General features: G+C 74.3%; 16 protein-coding genes. 8 read left to right on the top strand and 8 right to left on the bottom strand.

Going from position 1 to position 21,622, the window contains the following annotated elements; all coding sequences use genetic code 11:
* Positions 1-245: 245 nt before the first annotated feature.
* Positions 246-1,694 (top strand): PucR family transcriptional regulator, encoded by a 1,449-nt coding sequence (locus tag FHX40_RS15920; RefSeq protein ID WP_142260364.1) that lies wholly within the window; start codon positions 246-248, stop codon positions 1,692-1,694.
* Positions 1,695-1,706: 12 nt separating this feature from the next.
* On the opposite strand, the gene FHX40_RS15915 is transcribed toward FHX40_RS15920, so the two are convergent.
* Entirely contained in the window at positions 1,707-2,345 is a 639-nt protein-coding gene (locus FHX40_RS15915; protein ID WP_142260363.1) for a TetR/AcrR family transcriptional regulator, read from the bottom strand.
* A gap of 233 nt (positions 2,346-2,578) precedes the next feature.
* Here FHX40_RS15915 and FHX40_RS15910 point away from each other — a divergent pair, with 233 nt between their 5' ends.
* Positions 2,579-4,006 carry an aldehyde dehydrogenase family protein gene (locus FHX40_RS15910; protein WP_142260362.1) on the top strand — a complete coding sequence of 476 codons (1,428 nt, stop codon included), beginning with the start codon at positions 2,579-2,581 and terminating at the stop codon, positions 4,004-4,006.
* A gap of 33 nt (positions 4,007-4,039) precedes the next feature.
* On the opposite strand, the gene FHX40_RS15905 is transcribed toward FHX40_RS15910, so the two are convergent.
* Both FHX40_RS15905 and FHX40_RS15900 read right to left on the bottom strand, forming a co-directional pair.
* A complete protein-coding gene (locus tag FHX40_RS15905; protein ID WP_244941598.1) occupies positions 4,040-4,921 on the bottom strand; it encodes a trypsin-like serine peptidase in 882 nt (293 codons plus the stop codon).
* A gap of 396 nt (positions 4,922-5,317) precedes the next feature.
* Positions 5,318-6,535, bottom strand: coding sequence for a trypsin-like serine peptidase (locus FHX40_RS15900; RefSeq protein WP_142260360.1), 1,218 nt, complete (start codon positions 6,533-6,535; stop codon positions 5,318-5,320).
* A 277-nt stretch (positions 6,536-6,812) separates the two neighbouring features.
* On the opposite strand from FHX40_RS15900, the gene dxr reads away from it, so the two are divergent.
* From dxr to FHX40_RS15880, 4 genes are all read left to right on the top strand, one after another.
* The gene (gene dxr / locus FHX40_RS15895) at positions 6,813-7,973 is read left to right on the top strand and encodes a 1-deoxy-D-xylulose-5-phosphate reductoisomerase (protein WP_229788425.1); all 1,161 of its coding nucleotides are present in this window, start codon (positions 6,813-6,815) and stop codon (positions 7,971-7,973) included.
* 158 nt (positions 7,974-8,131) lie between these two features.
* Complete coding sequence (gene ispG, locus FHX40_RS15890) at positions 8,132-9,301, top strand: flavodoxin-dependent (E)-4-hydroxy-3-methylbut-2-enyl-diphosphate synthase (RefSeq protein WP_142260358.1); 1,170 nt, start codon at positions 8,132-8,134, stop codon at positions 9,299-9,301.
* A gap of 147 nt (positions 9,302-9,448) precedes the next feature.
* The gene (locus FHX40_RS15885; protein ID WP_142260357.1) at positions 9,449-11,050 is read left to right on the top strand and encodes an alpha/beta hydrolase; all 1,602 of its coding nucleotides are present in this window, start codon (positions 9,449-9,451) and stop codon (positions 11,048-11,050) included.
* A 48-nt stretch (positions 11,051-11,098) separates the two neighbouring features.
* The gene (locus FHX40_RS15880; RefSeq protein WP_142260356.1) at positions 11,099-11,941 is read left to right on the top strand and encodes a GNAT family N-acetyltransferase; all 843 of its coding nucleotides are present in this window, start codon (positions 11,099-11,101) and stop codon (positions 11,939-11,941) included.
* 485 nt (positions 11,942-12,426) lie between these two features.
* Here FHX40_RS15880 and FHX40_RS15875 read toward each other — a convergent pair whose 3' ends face one another.
* Together FHX40_RS15875 and FHX40_RS15870 are read right to left on the bottom strand one after the other, a co-directional pair.
* Positions 12,427-15,057, bottom strand: coding sequence for an ATP-binding protein (locus tag FHX40_RS15875; RefSeq protein WP_142260355.1), 2,631 nt, complete (start codon positions 15,055-15,057; stop codon positions 12,427-12,429).
* 355 nt (positions 15,058-15,412) lie between these two features.
* Positions 15,413-15,955: a TetR/AcrR family transcriptional regulator gene (locus FHX40_RS15870; RefSeq protein ID WP_142260354.1), complete on the bottom strand. Its 543-nt coding sequence runs from the start codon at positions 15,953-15,955 to the stop codon at positions 15,413-15,415.
* A 120-nt stretch (positions 15,956-16,075) separates the two neighbouring features.
* Between FHX40_RS15870 and FHX40_RS15865 the strand changes: the two genes are divergently transcribed.
* A complete protein-coding gene (locus FHX40_RS15865) occupies positions 16,076-18,457 on the top strand; it encodes an MMPL family transporter (RefSeq protein WP_142260353.1) in 2,382 nt (793 codons plus the stop codon).
* 117 nt (positions 18,458-18,574) lie between these two features.
* Entirely contained in the window at positions 18,575-19,234 is a 660-nt protein-coding gene (locus FHX40_RS15860; RefSeq protein ID WP_142260352.1) for a PaaI family thioesterase, read from the top strand.
* Positions 19,235-19,503: 269 nt separating this feature from the next.
* On the opposite strand, the gene FHX40_RS15855 is transcribed toward FHX40_RS15860, so the two are convergent.
* From FHX40_RS15855 to FHX40_RS15845, 3 genes are all read right to left on the bottom strand, one after another.
* Positions 19,504-20,148 (bottom strand): GOLPH3/VPS74 family protein, encoded by a 645-nt coding sequence (locus tag FHX40_RS15855; protein ID WP_142260351.1) that lies wholly within the window; start codon positions 20,146-20,148, stop codon positions 19,504-19,506.
* Between the two features lie 136 nt (positions 20,149-20,284).
* Entirely contained in the window at positions 20,285-20,554 is a 270-nt protein-coding gene (locus FHX40_RS15850; protein ID WP_142260350.1) for a type II toxin-antitoxin system antitoxin, read from the bottom strand.
* Positions 20,555-20,556: 2 nt separating this feature from the next.
* A complete protein-coding gene (locus FHX40_RS15845; RefSeq protein ID WP_373286866.1) occupies positions 20,557-21,498 on the bottom strand; it encodes an SPFH domain-containing protein in 942 nt (313 codons plus the stop codon).
* Positions 21,499-21,622: the final 124 nt, after the last annotated feature.

Raw genomic sequence — 21,622 nt, 5'->3', positions numbered from 1 at the left:
CCGGGTCACGCCGCCGCGATCGCCGGGCCAATGATCGACAACGCCCGGGCCAGCGCGCGGCCGGGCGCGGCCAAGGGAGGGCCGGTGGGCGCGGGGCCGGGATGTCGGCCCGGTCCCGCGATGGTCTCCGCGGGGTCACGGTACGGCCTGCAACCCGGTGGCGCCCCTGTGCAGCGTGGCACAATGGCGCCAGAGCTTCTGTACAGGATGGACAACTTCGGACCAATCGGGAACGGGGACACCCCATGGCTCCGACCCTGCGCAGGGTGGTGGCGATGGCGCCGTTGCGCCTTCGCGTGCTGGCCGCGGCCGGCGAGCTCGACCGGCCGGTGCGCTGGGTCGCGGTGAGCGAGCTGGAGGACCCCACCCCCTACCTCGAGGGCGGCGAGCTCGTGCTCACCACCGGCATGCGGCTCGGCGCCTACGACGCCGGGCCGTACATCTCCCGGCTCGTCGCCCGGGGCGCGGCGGGCCTCGGCTTCGGCGTCGGGCTCAGCCACGAGGAGGTGCCGGAGGAGTACGTGCGGGCGGCCGAGGCGCGCGGGTTGCCGCTCATCGAGGTGCACCGGGACACGCCGTTCATCGCCGTCGGCAAGGCGGTGAGCGAGCTGCTCGCGGCCGAGCAGTACGAGGAGCTGAACCGCGCCTTCGCCGCGCAGGGGCGGCTCACCCGGGCCGCGCTGCAGCCCGAGGGCATGCACGCGGTCGTCGACCGGCTCGCCAAGGAGGTCGACGGCTGGGTGCTGCTGCTCGACGAGGGCGGCGGCGTGCTGCACTCGGCCGGGGCGGGCGCCCGGCGCAGGGCCCGCGGGCTGCTGCCCGAGCTGGAGCGGCTGCGCGCCACCGGCGCCCCCGCCGGCCTGTCCTCGGCCACCCCGGACGAGCACCTCATCGTGCAGCGGCTCGGCGACCACCGGCGGCTGCGCGGCTTCCTCGCCGTGGGCCGCGCCCGGCCGTTCTCCCCGGTCGCGCACACCGTGGTCAACGCGGCCGGATCGCTGCTCACCCTCGCGCTCGAGCAGAGCCGGGCCCGGTTCGCGGCCGAGGCGCGGGTGCGCACGGCGGCACTGCGGCTGCTGCTCGCCGGGGACCGGGCGGCGGCCGAGGAGGTGCTCGGCGAAGGGCTCCCCACCGGCCCCGTGGTGGTGTTCGCCTGCCGCTCCGACGACGCCGAAGGGCTCGGCGACGCGCTGCCCGGGTTCACCGCGCCGTGGCGGGGCATGGTGGTCGCCCTCGTGCCCGAGGCGCAGGCGCAGCGCGCCGCGGCGATCGCCGCCGAGCGGGGCCGGGCCGGGTCGAGCGACCCGGTCGCCCTCGACGCGCTCGCGGCCGGGCTCCGGCAGGCCGAGCGCGCCCTGGAGCGCGCGCACACCACCGGCAAGGCACTCGTCCGCTTCCGCGACCTCGCCGGTCAGGGGCTGCTCGCGCTGCTCGACCCGGAGGCGGCGGCCGGGTACGCCGAGGCGCTGCTCGCCCCGCTGCGCGAGCACGGCTCCCGGGCCGACCTGATCGAGTCGCTGCGCGCCTACCTCGCCGCCAACGGCCACTGGGACGCCGCCGCCCAGCGGCTCGGCGTGCACCGGCACACGCTGCGCTACCGCATCCGCAAGGCGGCCGAGCTGCTCGGCCGCGACCTCGACGACCCCGCCACCCGGGCCGAGCTGTGGGTCGCGCTCAACGTGGGCACGGCCTGACCGGCCGGCCGGTCACCGGTTGCGCTTGTTGCGCTTGACCAGAAAGTGCAGCACCGTGGCGGTGGTGACCAGCTCGTAGTTGCTGCCGTCGCGGAAGTACCCGGCCCGCTCCAGGCTGATCGCGCCCTGCGCCGCGGCCCACAGCGCGTCGGCGATCTTCCGCGGCTGGGTGGGGACGAGATAGCCCGCGGAGATGCAGTCGGCGACCACCCGGTCGAGGATGTTGAGCGCGGCGCGGGCGAGGGTGCGCGCCCGCTCGCTCGGCTCGAAGCCGGGGATCGCCTTCTCGAACATCAGGCTGTAGTAGGCGGGCTCGGCGAAACACGCCTCCCGGTAGGCGGGGCCCAGGGCACGCAGGTACTCGAGGGGGTCGGGATGCGGCGGCACCGCCTCTAATCGGCGCCGGACCCGCTCGAAACCCTCGAGGTAGAGGGCCTCGGCGAGGCCCTCCTTGCTGCCGAACATCGTGTAGATGACGGTGGTGGGGCAGTCGGCCTCGGCGGCGATCCGCCGTACCGTGAGGCTCTCCGGCCCTGAGTTCATCAGCAGGCGGCAGGCCACGTCGAGCACGCGTTGCCGCAGCTCCTCGTGCGCGGAGCGCTGACCCGGCGCAGTGGCGCCCTGCAGCCCGAGCGGCGCCGGCGAACCCATGAGCGACGTGCCCTTCTCCCCTCGGGGGTCCCCGCGGCGGACCCGCACGCTTGCGACCTAACCAGTCGGGCGAGGGTTCAAACCACCTCGCCACTAAATAGTGGCAAATTCGAGCATCCTCTGTACCACGAACCCGTGGAACAGGGAATGGTTCGCCCTGGCGTGACACAAGTACCCGTATGTACTTCCAGGCGTGATCCAAGCATGGCGCGTCCGGGCGTAGCGTCGGGAACATGGACGTCCGCCCCTTCTGGCTCGCCGGTCAGGCCGCTACCGGCGAGGACGAGATCATCGTGACCAGCCCCTACGACGACCGGGTGGTGGGCGCGGCCGCCGTGCCCACGCCCGAGCAGGTCGAGCGGGCCGTCGCCGCCGCCGACGCGGTCCGCCGTACCGCCGCCGCGCTCCCCGTGCACACCCGGGCCGAGGCGCTCGCGCACGTCTCCCGGCGGCTCGCCGAACGCGCCGCCGAGGTCGCCGAGCTGATCAGCGCGGAGAACGGCAAGCCGCTCATGTGGGCGCGGGCCGAGGTGGCCCGGGCGGTCTCGACGTTCCGGTTCGCCGCCGAGGAGACCCGCCGCCTCGGGGGCGAGATGATGCGGCTCGACACCGAGCCCGCCGGCGAGGGCCGCCTGGCGCTGGTGACGCGGCACCCGTACGGGCCGGTGCTCGGCATCACCCCGTTCAACTTCCCGCTCAACCTGGTGGCGCACAAGGTCGCCCCGGCGATCGCGGTCGGCGCCCCGGTGATCATCAAGCCCGCGCCGGCCACCCCGCTGTCCGCGCTGCTGCTCGGCGAGCTCCTCGCCGAGACCGGCCTGCCCGAGGGCATGTTCTCGATCCTCCCGCTGCCCAACGAGCGGGCCGCCGCGCTGGTGGAGGACCCCCGGCTGCCGGTGGTCTCGTTCACCGGCTCGGCCCCGGTCGGGTTCATGATCGCCGAGCGGGTGCCGCGCAAGCACGTCACGCTCGAGCTGGGCGGCAACGCGGCCGCGGTGGTGCTCGCCGACGCCGACCTGGAGTGGGCCGCCACCCGGATCGCGCTCTACGCCAACTACCAGGCCGGGCAGAGCTGCATCGCGGTGCAGCGGGTGCTGGTGCAGGACGAGGTGTACGACGAGTTCGCCGACCGGCTCGTGGCCAAGGTGAAGGCCCTGGTCACCGGCGACCCGGCCGACGAGCGCACCCAGGTCGGGCCGATGGTGAGCGAGCAGGCCGCCCGGCGCGTGGAGCAGTGGGTGCGGGAGGCGGTCGAGGCCGGCGGGCGGCTGCTGGCCGGCGGCGGCCGTACCGGCGCGCTGGTCGAGCCGACGGTGCTCGCCGACGTGCCGGACGACGCCAGGGTGTGCCGCGAGGAGGTGTTCGGCCCGGTGCTCGTGCTGCGCCGCGTCGCCTCGGTGGACGAGGCGTTCGCCGTGGTGAACGACTCCGCGTACGGCCTGCAGGCGGGGGTGTTCACCACCAGCCTCGCCACCGCGTTCCGCGCGGCCAAGGAGCTCGAGGTCGGCGGGGTGATCATCGGCGACGTGCCGAGCTACCGCGCCGACCAGATGCCGTACGGCGGGGTCAAGGACTCCGGCATGGGCCGCGAGGGCCTGCGCTCGGCGATGGAGGACTACACCTACCCGCGCACCACGGTGCTCACCGGCCTGACCCTGTGACCGGCGCGGCACGCTGCGGCCGGGCGGGCCGGGTCAGGACCGCTCGGCCACCGCGTGCAGCCGCCGGATCGCGTCGCCGAAGTACGGGCCGTACATGGTGTGCCGGTCGTTGCTGTACTTGAAGCTGCTCACCGAGGTGACCGTGCCGTGGCCGGTGACCGGGTCGAAGCCGGACAGCCACGGCCCGCCGCTCGCCCCGGCGGTGAGGTCGCAGCGCAGCCCCTGGCCGCGGGTCTGCCGGTTCGGGTCGGCGTGCAGCGGGCCGGCGCAGTACATCAGGTGCTCGCCGTTGTACGGCGGATAGGCGGGGAAGCCGAACGCGTAGGTCTGCCGGCCGCGCGGCGGGTTGAACCCGATCGGCTGGGCCCCGACCACGTCGGCGAGGTGCCGCCCGCCGTGGGGGTTGACCGCGACCATCGCCACGTCCTCGTCGTCGTCGCCGTGCCGGGACCACCCGGTGGTGACGAACGCCCGCCGGGCGGTGTACGTCCCGTACGGCCGGCGGCCGGAGTCGTAGCCGGGCACGAACGTCCAGTTGCGCGCCCAGTCGCCGGTGCCGTCCTTGACGCAGTGGCCCGCGGTGAGCACGAGGTCCCGGTTGGCGGCGCGGATGGAGACCGCGGAGCAGACGAAGTCGCGGCCGTTCATGGTGAGGAACACCCGGCCGGTGGTGGCGGCGATCGTGCCGGGCGCGGCCGGGCGGCGGCCGGACGCCATGGTCCACCGGGCGCCCGCGGTGGCGTGGGCGAGGCCGACTCCGGAGGCGGTGGCCTGCCGCCGCCGCTCCGGCGGCAGCAGGTTACCGAACCCCCCGGACGGTTCCACCGGCTCGGCGGCGGCCATCCGGCCTGGCGTCCAGTAGGCGAGGACGCGCCGCTGCGCGGCCCCGTCCGCCTCGGCCGCGTGCTGCACCACGCCGGGCCGGCCCGGTCCCGGCGGCGCGGCGCCCGGTGCGTCACCCCCTGACCCTCCCGCGGGCGCCCGGAGCGCCCGGGCCGGGGACGGCCCGGCCGGGGCGGACTCCAGGGAGACGGCCTCCACCTCGCCCGGCCCCGCGAGACGCGCCGGGGCGGCGGGACGGACGTGCGGAGGTCCGGCCGGGGAGGGCCGGGTGACCGGGGATGGGCCGCCCGTGATGGGACCCACCAGGACGGCGGCGAGACAGCCGGCGGCCATCAGGGGGAGGCACGCAGTCATGCCTCCCGAGTGTGGACCACGCGACGTGATCGCGCGACTACTTTTCGTAAAAAGGTCGCCGGTCGGGTGGGGGTTTCCGTGCGATGCGCGCGGTTCGCGGTCATCGGGTCGCCGTCACTGGGCTCCCACGTTCTGGGCGGCGTTGTAGACCGCCTGCGCCTCCTGGCCGAAGAACGGGCCGAACATGAACCTCTGGTCGAAGTTGTACTTGAAGCTGTTCACCGAGTTGACGAGGCCGGCGCCGGTCTGCTCGTTGAAGTTGATCATCCACGGGCCGCCGCTCGACCCGCCGGTCATGTCGCAGCGCAGCCCCAGGTCGTTCGTCTGCACCGGGTCGTCGAACGAGCGGCCCGAGCAGAAGATCAGCCTGCTGCCGTCGAACGGCTGCGCGGCCGGGTAGCCGAACGAGTACATCTGCCGCCCGCGCTGCTGGTTGAACGCGACGCCCTGGCCGCCGACCACGTCGACGAGGTTGCGCCCGTTGAGCGGGGCGACCACGAAGGCGGCGATGTCGAAGTTGATGTCCTCGTTGGCGTTCCACTGCTGGGTGGTGAACAGGTTCGTCGCCACCCAGGTGCCGAACGGCCGCTGGCCGTTCTGGAAGCCCGGCACGAACACCACGTTCCGGTGGGTCTGCCCGTTCGACTTCACGCAGTGCCCGGCGGTGAGCACGACGCTGCGGTTCGCGCTGGTGACCGCGGTGCCCGAGCAGGAGGCCGTCCGGGCGCGGCCGCCGTCGTTGATGGTGAAGAACACCCGCCCGGCGGTGGTGGCGATCGCGCCGGTGCCCGGCCAGATCGCCGCGGCGACCTGGCGGACCGAGTTGCCGAGCGAGTTCTGCCCGGTGGTCGGCGGGACGACCGTGGGGGTGCCGGTCGCCGCCCCCGACGACCCCGACGAGCCCCCGGAGCCCGCCCCCGCCGAGCCGGAACCGGCCGAACCCGAGCCCGCGGAGCCGGATCCCGTTCCCGGCGAGCCCGGCCGTCCCGGCCGCGTCACGTCCTGTCCCGGCCGCGTCGCCGCGCGCCGGTTGCGGAACAGGATGTTCTCCATCGGCTCGGCCGAGCGCAGCCGCGACCGGTTCCAGTACCTGCGCACCTGTTGCTGCTGCGCGAACGTGCTCGCCCCGCGCCAGGTGTGGTAGCCGCGGTCGCGCGGGGAGGTCGAGGTCCTGGCCGCGGAGCCCGCCCCGGGCGTGGCGGCCGACACCGCGGCGAGCCCGGTGGCGCCGGTGGCGGCGCCTCCCTCGGCATGCGCCGCGGGCAGTGTCAGCCCGGCCACACCTAGCGGGAGCAGGCCGAGTACGGCAAGACGTCGGGCGATCCGGTGCATTCGTACCTCCGTGAGCGGGTGATCCCTGTTCTCGGGAAGGTAGTGGTCGGTTGACACTGCCTTCTTGCTAACTGTCAAGACGGTTATGGAGACAGTTGGGCGCAAAGCACCCAGGTGGTGACGGCATGTAGCGTTTGCCCTGATCGCCCCGCTATCGCCCGGCCCGCGTTGGCGACCTTGCGGCCGGGCCGGAAAGAATGGGGGCGTGCGAAACGCGGGAACGCGGCCGGACGCCGGCGGCTGTCCGGCCGCCACGAGCGACTACGAGCCCAGAACCATCGCCCTGCTCGGGTCGACGGGATCGATCGGCACCCAGGCGCTGGACGTCATCGCCCGGAACCGACATCGATTCCGCGTCGTCGCCCTCGCCGCCGGTGGCGGACGGCCCGAGCTGCTCGCCCGGCAGGTGGCCGAGTTCGGCCCCGAGGTGGTGGCGGTGGCCGACCCGGGGGCGGTGCCCGCGGTGCGCGAGGCGCTCGCCGGGCGGCCGGTGAAGATCCTGGCGGGCCCGGAGGGGGTGGCCGAGGCCGCGGCCTGGCCGTGCGACGTGGTGCTCAACGGCATCACCGGCGCGCTCGGCCTGTCCTCCACGCTCGCCGCGCTGCGCGAGGGGCGGACGCTGGCGCTCGCCAACAAGGAGTCGTTGATCATCGGTGGCCCGCTGGTCAAGCGGCTGGCACGGCCCGGGCAGCTCGTGCCGGTGGACTCCGAGCACTCGGCCCTCGCCCAGTGCCTGTGGGCGGCCGGGCCGGGGCGGGCCGCCGGGGAGGGGCCGGGTACGGCGGTCCGCCGCCTCATCGTCACCGCGAGCGGCGGGCCGTTCCGGGGCCGTAATCGGGCGGAGCTGTCCTCCGTCACGCCGGAGCAGGCGCTCGCGCACCCGACCTGGTCCATGGGGCCGATGGTCACCATCAACTCCGCAACTCTGGTCAACAAGGGCCTTGAGGTCATCGAGGCCCATCTGCTGTTCGATATCGAATACGCCCGCATCTCCGTCATGGTTCATCCCCAGTCGGTGATCCACTCGATGGTGGAGTTCACCGACGGGTCGACGATCGCCCAGGCGAGTCCTCCGGACATGCGGCTCCCGATCGCGCTCGCCCTCGGCTGGCCCGAGCGGGTGCCCGACGCCGCGCCCGCGATCGACTGGACCAAGGCGCACACCTGGACCTTCGAGCCGCTCGACGACGAGGCGTTTCCCGCCGTCGCGCTCGCCCGCTCGGTCGGCGAGGCCGGGGGCACCGCCCCGGCCGTCTACAACGCGGCGAACGAGGTCTGCGTGGAGGCGTTCCTCGCCGGTCGGCTGCCGTTCCCGGGGATCGTCGACACCGTCGCCCGGGTCGTCGGCGAGCACGACGTCCAGCCCGCCTCCTCCGTGGAGGAGGTGCTCGCCGCCGACGAGTGGGCCCGGGCGCGGGCCCGGGAGCTCACCGGATAGCCCTTGGGTGCGACGCCCGCGCCGCCGTGGGCACGGGCGCGCCGCGCCCCGCCCACGGCCCGCGCGTGGCGGCGTTTCGTCCTGATCCATCCGCCGCCTTGCCTAGACTGGTCGGCGGTGCTCGCCGCCGACAACGGCAACTGACACAAGGTGCAGCAATGACTTCTGTTGATCTGGGCATTCCCACCGTGCGTAAGCGTCCGCTCGCGGAGCGGCGAAAGTCCCGGAAGATCATGGTGGGGTCGGTGCCGGTCGGCGGGGACGCGCCGGTGTCGGTGCAGTCGATGACCACGACGGTGACCGCCGACGTCAACGCCACCCTGCAGCAGATCGCCGAGCTCACCGCGGCGGGCTGCCAGATCGTGCGGGTCGCGGTCCCCTCGCAGGACGACGCCGACGCGTTGCCGCAGATCGCGGCGAAGTCGCCGATCCCGGTGATCGCCGACATCCACTTCCAGCCCAAGTACGTGTTCGCCGCGATCGACGCCGGGTGCGCCGCGGTCCGGGTGAACCCGGGCAACATCAAGAAGTTCGACGACCGGGTCGGGGAGATCGCCAAGGCCGCCTCCGAGGCCGGCGTGCCGATCCGCATCGGCGTCAACGCCGGCTCGCTCGACGAGCGCCTCCTGCGCAAGTACGGCACGGCCACCCCGGAGGCCCTCGTCGAGTCGGCGCTGTGGGAGTGCTCGCTCTTCGAGGAGCACGGCTTCACCGACCTCAAGATCTCGGTGAAGCACCACGACCCGGTGGTGATGATCGCCGCCTACCGCCTGCTCGCCGAGCGCTGCGACTACCCGCTGCACCTCGGCGTCACCGAGGCCGGCCCGCCGTTCCAGGGCACGATCAAGTCCGCGGTGGCGTTCGGCGCGCTGCTCGCCGAGGGCATCGGCGACACCATCCGGGTGTCGCTGTCCGCCCCGCCGGTGGAGGAGGTCAAGGTCGGCATCGCGATCCTCGAGGCGCTCAACCTCCGCGAGCGCGGCCTGGAGATCGTCTCCTGCCCGTCCTGCGGCCGGGCCCAGGTGGACGTGTTCACCCTCGCCGAGCGGGTGCAGGCGGGGCTGGCCGGGCTGCCGGTCCCGCTGCGTGTGGCGGTGATGGGCTGCGTGGTGAACGGTCCCGGCGAGGCGCGCGAGGCCGACCTCGGCGTCGCCTCCGGCAACGGCAAGGGCCAGATCTTCGTCGAGGGCAAGGTGATCAAGACCGTGCCCGAGTCGCAGATCGTGGAGACCCTCATCGAGGAGGCGCTCAAGCTCGCCGAGCGCCGCGGCATCACGGTCGACCCGGACGACCCCGGCGCGAACGGGCCCGAGGTGGTCGTCTCCTGACGTCCCGGACCCGCCGTCCACCGGCGCCGATTACCTTTGGTGTTTCGTCTGCTACAGTTTGACAACCATCGACCTGAGCGTTGAGTAATCGCGCCCTCACTTAGGAGAACATCGTCTCTGCGCTTTGACAGCAGAGAGGAAGTGACGGTGAAGCGGGTCATCGCGGTTGCGACGGGTGCCACGGTGCTGGCCACCGGTCTGGGCTGGACGGCGGGTGCGGAGGCGTACGGCGCCGCCGGTCGGGCGGCGGGAGCCGGCGCGGCGCCGAAGGCGCTCCGGTGGGGCGCGTGCGACAAGGTCGGGGCGGGCTCGGGCGAGCGGAAGGCCGAGTGCGCCACGGTGGAGGTGCCGCTCGACCACTCCGACCCGTCCGGCCGGCGGCTGCGGCTCGCCCTCAACCGGTTCCGGGCGACCGGCCCCCGCTCCGCCCGGCTCGGCGTGCTCCTCGTCAACCCGGGCGGCCCGGGCGCGTCCGGGCGGGAGCTCGCCGCCTACGTGGCCGCGCACCTGCCCGAGCGGGTCACCGCGCGGTACGACATCGTCGGGTTCGACCCGCGCGGGGTGGGCGCCAGCAGCCCGGCGCTGAGCTGTGTCGACCCCAAGCGGTACTACCGGCCGCCGCGCCCGGACAACGTGCCGCGCGGCGAGCGGGACGAGGAGGTGCTGCTGGAGCGGGCCCGCGCGTACGCCGAGGGCTGCGCGTCCCGCTGGTCGTGGCTGCTGCCGCACATGACCACCGAGAACGCGGCCCGGGACATGGACGTGATCCGGCAGGCCCTCGGCGAGCGCACGATCAGCTACCTGGGCTACTCGTACGGCACCTACCTCGGCGCGGTGTACGCCACGCTGTTCCCGGAACGGGTGCGGCGCATGGTGCTCGACAGCGTCATCGACCCCACCGGGGTGTGGTACGCGAACAACCTCGCGCAGAACACCGCGTTCGAGCGGCGGCACCGCGACTTCATGGCGTGGGTGGCCGCGCACCACCGGACCTACCGGCTGGGCGCCACCGCGGAGCGGGTCGGCGCCGCCTGGTACCGGCTGCGGGAGAGCCTGCGCGACCGGCCCGCGAACGGCGTGATCGGGCCCACCGAGCTCGACGACCTGTTCACCGTGGCGGGCTACACCGACGCGATCTGGCCCAAGCTCGCCCGCGCGTTCGCCGACCAGGTGCGCCGGGGCGACGCCACCCGGCTGATGAAGGCGTTCCGGCGGTACGTGCGCAACGGCACGGCCGACGCGGAGAACGGCTACGCCGTCTACCTCGCGGTCGAGTGCCGGGACGCGCCCTGGCCGCGCGACTGGGCGGCCTGGCGCGCCGACAGCCGTCGCCTCAACGCCACCGCACCGTTCCTCACCTGGGCGAACACCTGGTACAACGCGCCGTGCGCGTTCTGGCCGGTGCCGGGCCGCACCCCGGTGAAGGTGGGCACCACGGCGAAGCTGCCGCCGATCCTCATGCTCCAGTCGCGGCGGGACGCGGCCACGCCGTACCAGGGGGCGCTGCGCATGCGGCGGCTGTTCCCCACCGCCCGGCTGGTCACCGTGGGCGGCGGCAACCACGGGGTGACGCTCAGCGGCAACGTCTGCGCCGACCGCCGGGTGGAGTCCTACCTGCTCACCGGGGCGGTGCCGGGCGAGCGCGCGGCCACCTGCCGCCGGGCGCCCGCGCCGGTGCCCGGTGAGGCCACCAGGGCGGCGTCCGTGCGGGCCGCCCGCGCCCCCATCGGAACCCCTTTCGGGCTGTAGTGGCGGTACCTGGAAAAAATCGGGCGGTCGCGTAGGCTTGACCGTGTGATGCTGCGTACTTCGGCGTCGCGCGTGCTGGACGACAGCGATCGCGAAGAGGTGCTCCGCATCCTCGACGCCGACCCGATCGCCAACGTGTTCGTCGCGTCCCGGGTGCGGGCGGTCGGCCTCAGCCCGCCCCGGCTCGGCGGCCAGATGTGGGGGTACGGCTCGCGCGGCGAGCTGACCGCGCTCTGCTACGCCGGGGCGAACCTGGTGCCGGTGAACGCCGGCCCGGAGGCGATCAACGCCTTCGCCGAGCGCGCCCGGCGGCAGGGGCGGCGCTGCTCGTCGATCGTCGGCCCGGCCGCGTCGGTGGAGCTGCTGTGGGAGCGGCTGGAGCCGTACTGGGGCCCGGCGCGCGCGATCCGCTGGTCCCAGCCGGTGATGGCCACCTCCTCGCCGCCGAAGGTGGCGCCGGACCCGCTGGTGCGCCGGGTGCGGCCGGAGGACTTCGACGTCGTGCTGCCGGCCTGCGTGGCGATGTTCACCGAGGAGGTGGGCGTCTCGCCGGACGTCGGTGACGGGGGCGCGCTCTACCGGTCCCGGGTCGCCGAGCTGATCCGCATCGGCCGCTCGTACGCACGCATCGAGGACGGCCAGGTCGTGTTCAAGGCCGAGATCGGCGCGGTGACCCCGCAGGCCTGCCAGATCCAGGGCGTGTGGGTGCACCCGGAGCGCCGCGGCCAGGGGTACGGCGCGGCGGGCATGGCCGCCGTGGTCGAGCAGGCGCTGAAGCACTTCGCCCCGCTCGTCACGCTCTATGTGAACGACTTCAACCTTCCGGCCCGCGCCGTCTACCGCAAGGTCGGCTTCGAAGAGGTCGGCACCTTCATGTCGGTGCTGTTCTGACCGGGCCTTCCCGCCGGTCGCGCCGTCGGCGCGGCGTGCGGCGGAGGAGCCGGCCGGCCGCGACCGCCCCCCCGGCGGTCGCGGCGACGACCGTGTCGCCGTGGCCGTGGGTCGCCCCGTCCCGACAGGGACGGCCGTGCCGGCGACGCGCCCGGAAGGACCGAAGCCCGCGGCGTGGCGCGCACGGCCCGCCAGGGGCGGGTCCGCCCGCATCCCCGTGTCCGGGCCGCGGCCTTCGGCCTTCAGCAGGCAACGATGGCGGGCCGGGCGTGCGCCGAGGAAGTAGGGAGGTCCCTAGGACTCGCCGGTCGGCCGCGCGGGCCGGGCGGATCGTCGCCGTGTGCGCCGTGTGCCGGTTTGCGTGCCGTGCGCGCACGCCGATCGGCCTCGGTGACCGCCGTCCCTCCGGGGTGCCCGCGCCGGCCGGTCGCGGCCGTGGCCCCGCGCCGGGCAGGCCGTGCGGCCGGGCCGTACCGCCGGACCGGTCAGATCTCGCCGCGGTCCACCGCGAGCGCGAGCTCCACCCGGGAGCGCAGCCCGGTCTTCGCGTACACCCGGCTCAGGTACACCTCGACCGTCTTGCGGCTGTAGTGCAGCTCCTCGGCGATCTCCGGGTTGCTGCGCCCGACCGCGACGAGCTGGGCGACGCGGCGCTCGGCCGGGGTGAGGGCGAGGGTGGGCGCGGGGGCGAGCCCGGCCTCGCGCAGGCGGCGGGCCGCCCGCTCCTTCCAGGGGGCGGCGCCGAGCTCGCGGAAGATCGCATGGGCCCGCTGGAGCTGCGCCAGGTCACCGAGCTCGCCGAGCACCAGCCGGGCCTTCGCCTCCTCGAACACCAGGCCGTCGCCCCGGGCGAGCTCGAGCGCGACCTCGGCCCGCTCCCGGTCCCCGCACGCCGCCGCGCACAGATGCGCGGCGAGCCGCGCCCGGGGCGTCCCGTGGCACGCGGCCTCGTCGAGCCGCACCGACGCCTCCCGGGCGAGGGCCCGCTCCCCGGCGTTGACGTGCAGCGTCGCCCGCACCGCGAGCGCCCGGTGCACGACCTCCGGCGGCCCGCTCGCCAGCGCCTCGTCGAGCAGGCGCTCGGCCCGCCGCCGGTCGCCCCGGCTCAGCGCCAGCCGGGCCGCGTACACCGTGCGCATCCCGAGCTGCATCGGGCTCTCCGGCGGCGGCTCGGCGAGGATCCGCTCGGCCTCGTCGTACCGGCCCCGGGCGAGCAGGATGTCGAGCTGGATGTTGCGCACGATGGCGAGGCTCTCCGCGAGCCCGGCCTCGGCCATGTCCTCGGCGCTGGCCGCGATGTCGGCGAGCGCCCGCTCCCACTCCCCGCCGAGCCTGCGCAGCAGCGCCATGGTGTGCCGGGCCTGCCCGGCGATGTCGCCCCAGCCGAGCGCGTCGCGGATCTCCCCGGCCTGCTCGAGCAGGCCGAGCGCCCGGGTGCGCACCCCGGCGATGGCGAGCAGGTGCGCCGCGGTCTCCAGCGCGGTCATCCGCGCCACCGGGGGCAGTGCCACCGAGCCGGTCACCAGCAGCTCGGCGGCGCGCTCGCCGCGCCGCCAGTCCCCCGTGATGAGCGCGTGCTGGCTGAGCGAGGTGAGCGTGACGAGCCGGTCCTCGGGCGGCGCGTCGTCCAGCCCGGCCCAGGCGAGCCGGGCGCTCTCGGCCGAGTCCCGGTTGAACTGGGCCTCCAGCGCGGCCCGCTGGGCGAGCAGCGCGGTCGGGTCGTCGGCGTGCGGGAGCTGCTCCTCGATCACCCGCAGCGCCTGGTCGTAGCGGCCGAGCGTGGTGGCCGCGTGCACCACGGTGTAGGCGGTGCGCACCCGCCGCCGCCCCGGCTCCAGCAGCTCCAGGGCGCGCAGCCCCGCCTCCACCGCCTCCCGGGGCCGCGACCCCTTCCAGTAGGAGCGGGCCTGCCGCGACAGCAGCCCGCCCCGGTCCTCGGGGGCGGCGAGCCGGGCGGCGCGGCCGTACCAGTGGGCGGCCGACAGCGGCGCGGTGACGCGGGTGACATCGGCGGCGCGCAGCGCGGCGGCGAGCGCCTCGGGCACGGTGCCGCCCTCGGCGACGTGCGTGGCCCACTCCAGCACGCTGCGGGTGCCGCGCAGCCCCTGGCGGCTGAGCAGCTCGGCGATGCGCTTGTGCACCCGCCGCCGCTCGGCCGGGCCGAGGTCGGCGTAGAGCGCCTCGGCGACGAGCGGGTGGGCGAACTCGTGCGCGCCGTCCTCGGTGCTCACCACGATGCCGTCCCGGACCAGGCCGTCGAACGCGGCCTCGGCCTCCTCCGGCCGCAGCCCGGCCACCTCGGCGAGCACCTCCAGGTCGGTGGGGTACGCCGGGCGGGTACGGCGCAGCGCGGCGAGCACCCGGGCGAGGTTCCGCCCGTTGCGGTCGCGCTGGAACAGCCGGCCGAGGACGGCGCCGCGCCGCGCGGACGGGTCGACGCCGTGCATCGAGCCGTCGTGCACCAGCTCGCGCGCGATCTCCTGGGCGAACCACGGGTTGCCCCGGCTGTCGGCGTGCACCCGGCGCACGGTGTCCGGGTCGGGCGTGCGCCCCAGCAGGTCGGTGAGGAGGGCGCCGGTCTCCTCGAGGGTGAACGGGGCGAGGGTGATCGTCTCGTCGGCGTCGAGGTCGGGCGGCCGCCGGGCGGCGGCGAGCACCGCGACCCGGGGGACGCGCCGGGTGAGGTAGCCGAGCAGGCTGAGGGTGTCGGCGTCGGCGAGGTGCGCGTCGTCGATCACGATGAGGCTGGGCCCGGGCAGGGACTCCAGCAGGCGGACCGCGAGCACCGCGGGCGCGCCCGCCGGGCCGCCGAGGGCGGCCTCGTCGATCGCGTCGAGCAGGGCGCGCAGCGGCGGGCCGCCGACCGGGTCGTCGTGCAGCGGGGAGAGCGCCTCGACCAGGGAGGCGTAGGCGATGCCCCCGCCGAAGTCGCGCGCGCGGCCGTGGAGCACGCGCACGCCCGCCTGACGGGCGTGCCGGGCGGCCTCGGCCAGCAGGTAGGTCTTGCCGATGCCGGCCTCGCCGAGAACGAGGACGATCACGGGCCTGCGGCTCAGCGCGGCGACGAGACGCCGCAGGGCGTCCCCGCGGCCGGATGTGACGGCGGGCGCCTCCATCGGATACCGGCTACCTCGTGTCGTTAACTGGGTGTGAACGAGCAAACTCCGTCAAGCTACTGTAATTCCCTGCGACGCAAAAGTGCGGGCCACCGTGACGGTATAACAGCGCTATTGCGCGCTCTTGCGGGATACATCCCCAATAGTGGCTGGATGTGGCGCAAGCGACCACCCCTGATAACGATGGGGTGTGATTCGGCCGAGTGACGCGGGGTGTCCGCGTGTTTGCCGCGACGGGGAGAGCACCTGCGGCACGGCCGTACGGCACCGCGGTACGGCACGCCGGGAGGGACGGCCGTGACAACGGCGTGCGGCGCGCCCCGGGCGCGGGCGGGCGGGGCGAGGGGCGGCGGGGTCAGGACCCGTAGGCGGCGAGGGCGGCGCGCAGCAGGGCGGGCCGTACCGTCTCCTCGGGCAGGTCGATCGTCTTGAGCACGGCGGTCTGGATCGCCCCGAGCACGGCCCAGGCGCGCACCCGGGCCTCGGGGTCCGGGGAGTCCCCGGCGATCCTGCGCATCAGCTCGTCGCGGAACTCGCGGAGCAGCTCGCCCATGGAGCCGGGCGGGGCGCAGTCCATGCCGCCGATGTCCTCCATCAGCAGCCGGAGCACCGCCCGGTGCCGCACCGAGAAGTCGACCAGGGCCCGCACGAAGGCCGTGGTGTCGTCGTGGAAGTCGGTGCCGAGCAGGGCGAGGATGTCGTCGCCCGCGGGCGCGATCAGCTCGGCCGCGAGCCGGTCCTTGGGATGGAAGTGGTAGGCGACCGCGGTCTTGGAGAGCCCTACGGCGCTCGCGATGTCGGCGAGCGAGGTGGCCGCGTAGCCGCGCTCGGCGAACAGCCTGCGGGCCGCGGCGAGTATCCGGGAACGGGTGTCATGACCCTGATCGGGTGTGGCCATCATCTCATTACCTGACGGGGTGGTACCTCCCCATTGTGAGCGTGTTTAGTCTTTTACGTGGTCCTGTACGACCATACAGGACATCCATCCAGTACGGGGATCCACTTCGAGGTCGGGGCGATGACGGCATTCTTGCGGCGATTGGGGGACTGGTGCGGGCGGCACGGCGTGCTCGTGCTGGCGCTGTGGATCGCCCTCACCGGAGGCGTCATGGGGGCGCGCCTGGTGTTCGGGGCGCCCGTCAACAACAGCGTGGTGATCCCCGGGTCGGACGCGCAGGTCGCCCACGACCTTATCCGGGAGAGGTTCGACGCCCACACCGGGGGCGGGCGCACCGCCCAGCTCGTGATCTACTCGCCCGACCGGCCGCTCACCGACAAGGAGCCGAAGAAGGCGGTCGAGGCGGCGATGGAGGCGATCCGCGCCATCCCGGAGGTCGTCAAGGTGGAGACGCCGTACCGGATGGGCGGCATGTCCTCCAGCCTGCGCATCGGGTTGATCACGGTACGGATCGAGTCCGACGACCCGTTCGGCTCGTCGAGCACCGCGTCGCCGGTGAGCCTCGACGAGCTGGTGGCGGCCGCCGCGCCCGCGACCCGGGCCGGCATCGAGGTGGTGCCGATCGACAACTCCACGCCGGCGGACAAGGAGATCAAGACCGGCACCAGCGAGATGATCGGCGTCGGCATCGCGCTGCTGGTGCTCATGTTCGCGTTCGGCACGCTCGTCGCCGCACTGATCCCGATCTTCACCGCGCTGTTCAGCGTGGCCTTCGGGCTCGGCGTGATCGGGCTGCTCGGGCACGTGATCGACGTGCCCTCGCAGGCGTCGGTGATGGCGACGATGATCGGCATCGGCGTCGGCATCGACTACGCGCTGTTTTTGATCTCGCGGCACCGGCGGCTGCTCGCCGACGGGGTGCCGCTGCGCGAGTCGATCGCCCGCACCACGGCCGGCTCGGGCGGCGCCGTGCTGTTCGCCGGCGGCACCGTGGTGATCGCGCTCAGCGCGCTCTTCCTCGCCGGATTCCCGCTGCTGCAGACCCTCGGGGTGCTCACCGGCATCTCGGTGGTGTCCGCGGTGCTCACCTCGCTCACCCTCGTGCCCGCGCTGCTCGGGCTGCTCGGGCACCGCATCAACGCGCTGCGCATCCCCATCGTGGGGCCGCGCCGTACCGGCCGGGACGAGCCCGCGACGGGCTGGGCCGCGCTCGGCGACTGGGTGGCGGGGCGGCCGTGGCGGGTGCTGATCGCCGCCACCCTGGTGCTCGCCGCGCTCACCGCGCCGATGCTCGGCCTCAAGCTCGGCGCGCTCGACGACGGGTACGCGGGCGAGGGCACCACGACGCGGCGGGCCTACGAGCTGATGAGCGCGGGCTTCGGCCCGGGCGCGGTCGCGCCGATGATCGTCGCCGCGGAGCTCGACCGGCCGGTGCCCGAGTCGGACCGCCCGGCCGCCGGGTCCGATGACGAGGCCGACGGCGACGCGGCGACGAAGAAGTCCGCGAAGAAGTCCGGCTCCGATGTGTCCGGCACGGAGAGAACGGACACCGTGAAGGACCCGGTCGTGCGGGAGCTGCGCGAGCGGATCGAGGAGGTCGACGGCGTGGTGTTCGTCGACAACCCGAGGATCAGCCGGGACGGGACCACCGCGCTGTTCAGCGTGGTCTCGCGGTACGCGCCGAGCGACGAGCGGGCCGTGGAGGTGGTCGAGCGCATCCGGAACGTCGTGGTGCCGGGCGCGACCGTGCACGTCGGCGGCGAGGTGGCCGGGCTCGCGGACGCGGGGGAGCGCATCACCTCCCGCACCCCGCTGGTGATCGCCGTGGTCGTGCTGCTCAGCGCGTTCCTGCTGCTGCTCGCGTTCCGCGCGCCGCTCGTCGCGGTCAAGGCCGCGGTGATGAACCTCGTCTCCCTCGGGGCCGCGTTCGGCGCGCTCGCCCTCGTGTTCAGCTACGGACTGGGCAGCCGCCTCGTCGGCATGGACCCGCCGCCGAGCGCGAACTCCTCGCCGGTGGAGGTGCTGTTCTTCACCGTGCCGATCGACAACTACGTGCCGGTGATCCTGTTCGCCGTGCTGTTCGGCCTGTCGATGGACTACGAGGTGTTCCTGCTCACCGCGGTGCGCCAGTCCTACCTGCGGCACGGGGACAACCGGCGGGCGGTCGCCGAGGGCCTCGGCGCGACCGGGCGGGTCATCACCTCGGCCGCGCTCATCATGGTCGCGGTCTTCGTCGCCTTCGTCGCCTACCCGGACCCGCTGGTGAAGGTCTTCGGCGTCGGCCTCGCCGTGGCGATCGCCGTGGACGCCACGCTGATCCGCGGCTTCCTCGTGCCCTCCACGATGGTCCTGCTCGGCCGGCTCAACTGGTGGTGCCCGCGGTGGCTCGACCGCATCCTGCCGCCGCTCGCGGTCGCCGAGCACCACGACGACGAGCCCGCCCCCGCCCCGGAGCCGGAGCGTCCGCTCGTCGGCGCCGGCCGCGGGCGGCACCGCGCCTGATCCGGCCCACCCCGCCGCCCGCCGTGCCTGGACCGCACCCACCCGGTACGGCGGGCCGTACCGGACCGGCGCACCCCTCCCCAGGGCGGACTAGAAAGATGTTCTAAAATTTCGGTCATGACAGTGGAAACCGCGGCGACGGAGGAGACCGGCGGCTCCGACCGGGAGTCCCGCCTTGCGGCGCTCGGCGTGCTCGCCGAGCAGGTGCGTGAGCTGATGGACGCCGTCGTGCTCACCGACGTGGCCGAGGACGAGATCGCCCGGGTGACGGAGGAGGTCGCGGTCCTCACCGAGCGGCTGCGCGCGGCCCGCCGCGACACGCCCCTGCAGCCGGAGATCGCCCCGGACGGGTCCTTCCGCCACCTCGGCAACGCGGTCGCCGGTGACTGCAACCCGTACGCGCTCCCGCTGAAGGCCGAGGTCACCCCGGACGGCGTGCGGGCCGAGCCGACGTTCCGCCCCATGCACGAGGGCCCGCCGAACTCCGTGCACGGCGGCGTGACCGCGATGATCCTCGACCACCTGTTCGGCACCGCCGCCGCGGCGGCCGGGCGGCTCGGCATGACCGCCTCGCTCACCGTCCGCTACCGCCGCCCGACCCCGTACGGCCGGCCGCTCGTGGCCGACGCCGCGGTCACCCGCACCGAGGGCCGCAAGACCTGGGTGGACGGCCGCATCGCCACCCCCGACGGCACCGTCCTGGTCGAGGCCACCGGCCTGTTCATCACCCCGACCGCGTGGCTGCCCGCGAGCGAGGAGGTCGCCGACCGGGTCTAGCGCCCCGGCCGGGCGACGGCGGGGCGGCCCCGTGCCGGCGCGACCCGTGACGGCCCCGGCCGCGCCCCTGCATGCCGCGGTACGTGATGGCGCGCGCGGCCGACGGCGCCGCCCCCGTCCGAGAACGATGCGTGCGTTCGCCGGGTGGTGAGCCAAGGGCCGCGGCCGACGGGTCGGCAACGGACAACGGGGTGCCCGAGCCGCGCGTGCCGGCGCGCGATTCCGGACACCCCTCATCGCCTCGTCGGCGCTCCGGGATGGGCGTCACCTCACCCGCTGGCCCCGGACGCGATGACGGCCTGGGTGGCCTGGATGACCTTGCGGAGGGCCGGGGCGGCCGGGCCGACGCGCTCCTGGAGCGCGGTGATGCGGTCCTTGTGGGCGCGTCGCCGGTCGCGGGGGAGGACCGTCTTGAGGTTGCCGGTGGCGGCGAGCACGACCAGGGCCGCGTCCCGGTCGTCGACCCGGGCGAGCGGGGCGGACAGGGCGTTGGAGACCTGCGCGGCGAGCCGCTTGACGACCCGGGTGTCGCGGACGTGCACGATCGTCCGCCGGAAGACGAGGAGCGGGCGGCGCACCTCGAGCTTGATCCAGCGGTCCGCCTCCAGCCGGTCGCGGACCGCCCGGACGGTCGCCCTGGAGTCCTCGTACACCCAGCGCTGCCACGAGCGGGGCTTCGACTCGGCGATCCTGGCGAGCAGGTCGGCGAGCACCGGGTCGGCCACCGGGGGCGCGCCGGGCACGGCCCGCGGCTTGCCCGACTCCTCGGTGATGTGGCCGCTGAGCAGCAGGTCGGTGAGGGCGGCGGCGCGGATCAGGTAGGGGAAGTACATGTTCGGCGCGTGCCGCCGCTTCCGCAGGTCGTAGGCGAGCAGGTAGAGGCGGGCGGGAAGGGTCGCGGGGACGTCGTGCACGGTCGGCCTCCTTCGCGGGGTGCGGTCCGGCGGGTGCGAGCGGGTCGGTGGGGAGCCCGGTCGGGAACACGCGGATCGGACGGGCTCGGGCTCGGCGTCCGGATCGGCGAGGCTTCCGGCCGGCCGTACCCGAGCCCTAGGTATCGGGTGGCTGGTCGTTGGCGGGGGCGGTTTCGGGGGGCTCGGCCGAGTCCGGGTCGGCCGCCGCGCGCCGTTTCGGCGGGCGGCCGCGCCGGGGGATGCCGCCCGCGTTGCGGGGGAGGCGTCCCGCCTCGGCGAGGGCCTTGCGGAGCAGGAACTCGATCTGGGCGTTCGTGCTGCGCAGCTCGTCACCCGCCCAGCGAACCAGGGCGTCGTGGATCGCCGGGTCCAACCGGAGCAGGATGCTCTTGCGCTGGGTCGCCACGGTTACTGGTAGAGCGAACCGGTGTTCACCACGGGCTGCACGTCGCGGTCGCCGCACAGGACGACGAGCAGGTTGCTGACCATCGCGGCCTTGCGCTCCTCGTCCAGGTCGATGACGTCGTGCTCGTCGAGCCTGGCGAGCGCGGCCTCGACCATGCCGACGGCGCCCTCGACGATACGCTGCCGGGCGGCCACGACCGCACCGGCCTGCTGGCGCCGCAGCATCGCCTGCGCGATCTCGGGGGCGTACGCGAGCCGGGTGATCCGGGACTCGATGATCCTGACGCCCGCGGAGGCGACGCGGGCCGCGATCTCGTCGGACATCCGGCCGGTGATCTCGTCCGCGTTCTCCCGCAGCGAGAGCTGGCCGCCCTCGGTCGAGTCGTACGGGTAGCTGCCGGCGATGTGCCGCACCGCGGTCTCCGCCTGGAAGGCGACGAACTCCACGAAGTCGTCGACCGCGAACTGGGCCATCGCGGTGTCCTCGACCTGCCAGACCACGACCGCGGCGATCTCGATGGGGTTGCCGTCCGCGTCGTTCACCTTCGCGATGCCCGTCTCGTGGTTGCGGATCCGGGTCGAGATGCGGGTCTTCTGGGTGAACGGGAGCACGCAGCGCAGACCCTGCGTGCGCACGGTCCCCTTGTAGCGGCCGAGCAGCTGGATCACCCGGGCCTCCCCGGGCGCCACCGCCACCAGGCCGGTGGAGACGACGATCGCGGCGAGCACGACGAGCACACCGGCCGCGATCAGCGCTGCGGCGAGGCCGGGTCCCGAATCGCTCCGGACCGCGCCGACGACGATCAGCGCGGGCCCGGCGATCAGGCCCGCCAGCGTCAGGACGAGCACCGGCCAGCCGTTGATCTCCTTGGCCGGGAACTCCTTGATCTGCGGGGACGCAACGTCCGGCGTGACGTCCGCCGCCACCAGCGAGGTCTTGGTCACGCTTCCTCCTTTCGTGTCTATCTGGAACCTAGCAAAGTGATATCACTTTTTGCAATGCCGGGCAGAGGGCGGCCCAGGGACCGGGGAGGAGAACCCGGGCCGACGTGACCGCGTGCCCGGCCGG

The organism is Thermopolyspora flexuosa (assembly GCF_006716785.1).
In the GTDB taxonomy this organism is placed as follows: Bacteria; Actinomycetota; Actinomycetes; order Streptosporangiales; family Streptosporangiaceae; genus Thermopolyspora; species Thermopolyspora flexuosa.
Note: the sequence above shows the minus strand (reverse complement) of the source record. Positions and strands in the feature narration are given on the sequence as shown.

Bases quoted from the DNA above. Each gene is read 5' to 3' on its own strand.
- FHX40_RS15870 (WP_142260354.1), bottom strand. From the start codon at position 15,955: ATGGCCACACCCGATCAGGGTCATGACACCCGTTCCCGGATACTCGCC.
- FHX40_RS15860 (WP_142260352.1), top strand. From the start codon at position 18,575: ATGACAGTGGAAACCGCGGCGACGGAGGAGACCGGCGGCTCCGACCGG.
- FHX40_RS15900 (WP_142260360.1), bottom strand. From the start codon at position 6,535: ATGCACCGGATCGCCCGACGTCTTGCCGTACTCGGCCTGCTCCCGCTA.
- FHX40_RS15880 (WP_142260356.1), top strand. From the start codon at position 11,099: ATGCTGCGTACTTCGGCGTCGCGCGTGCTGGACGACAGCGATCGCGAA.
- FHX40_RS15865 (WP_142260353.1), top strand. From the start codon at position 16,076: ATGACGGCATTCTTGCGGCGATTGGGGGACTGGTGCGGGCGGCACGGC.
- ispG (WP_142260358.1), top strand. From the start codon at position 8,132: ATGACTTCTGTTGATCTGGGCATTCCCACCGTGCGTAAGCGTCCGCTC.
- FHX40_RS15920 (WP_142260364.1), top strand. From the start codon at position 246: ATGGCTCCGACCCTGCGCAGGGTGGTGGCGATGGCGCCGTTGCGCCTT.
- FHX40_RS15915 (WP_142260363.1), bottom strand. From the start codon at position 2,345: ATGGGTTCGCCGGCGCCGCTCGGGCTGCAGGGCGCCACTGCGCCGGGT.
- FHX40_RS15875 (WP_142260355.1), bottom strand. From the start codon at position 15,057: ATGGAGGCGCCCGCCGTCACATCCGGCCGCGGGGACGCCCTGCGGCGT.
- FHX40_RS15910 (WP_142260362.1), top strand. From the start codon at position 2,579: ATGGACGTCCGCCCCTTCTGGCTCGCCGGTCAGGCCGCTACCGGCGAG.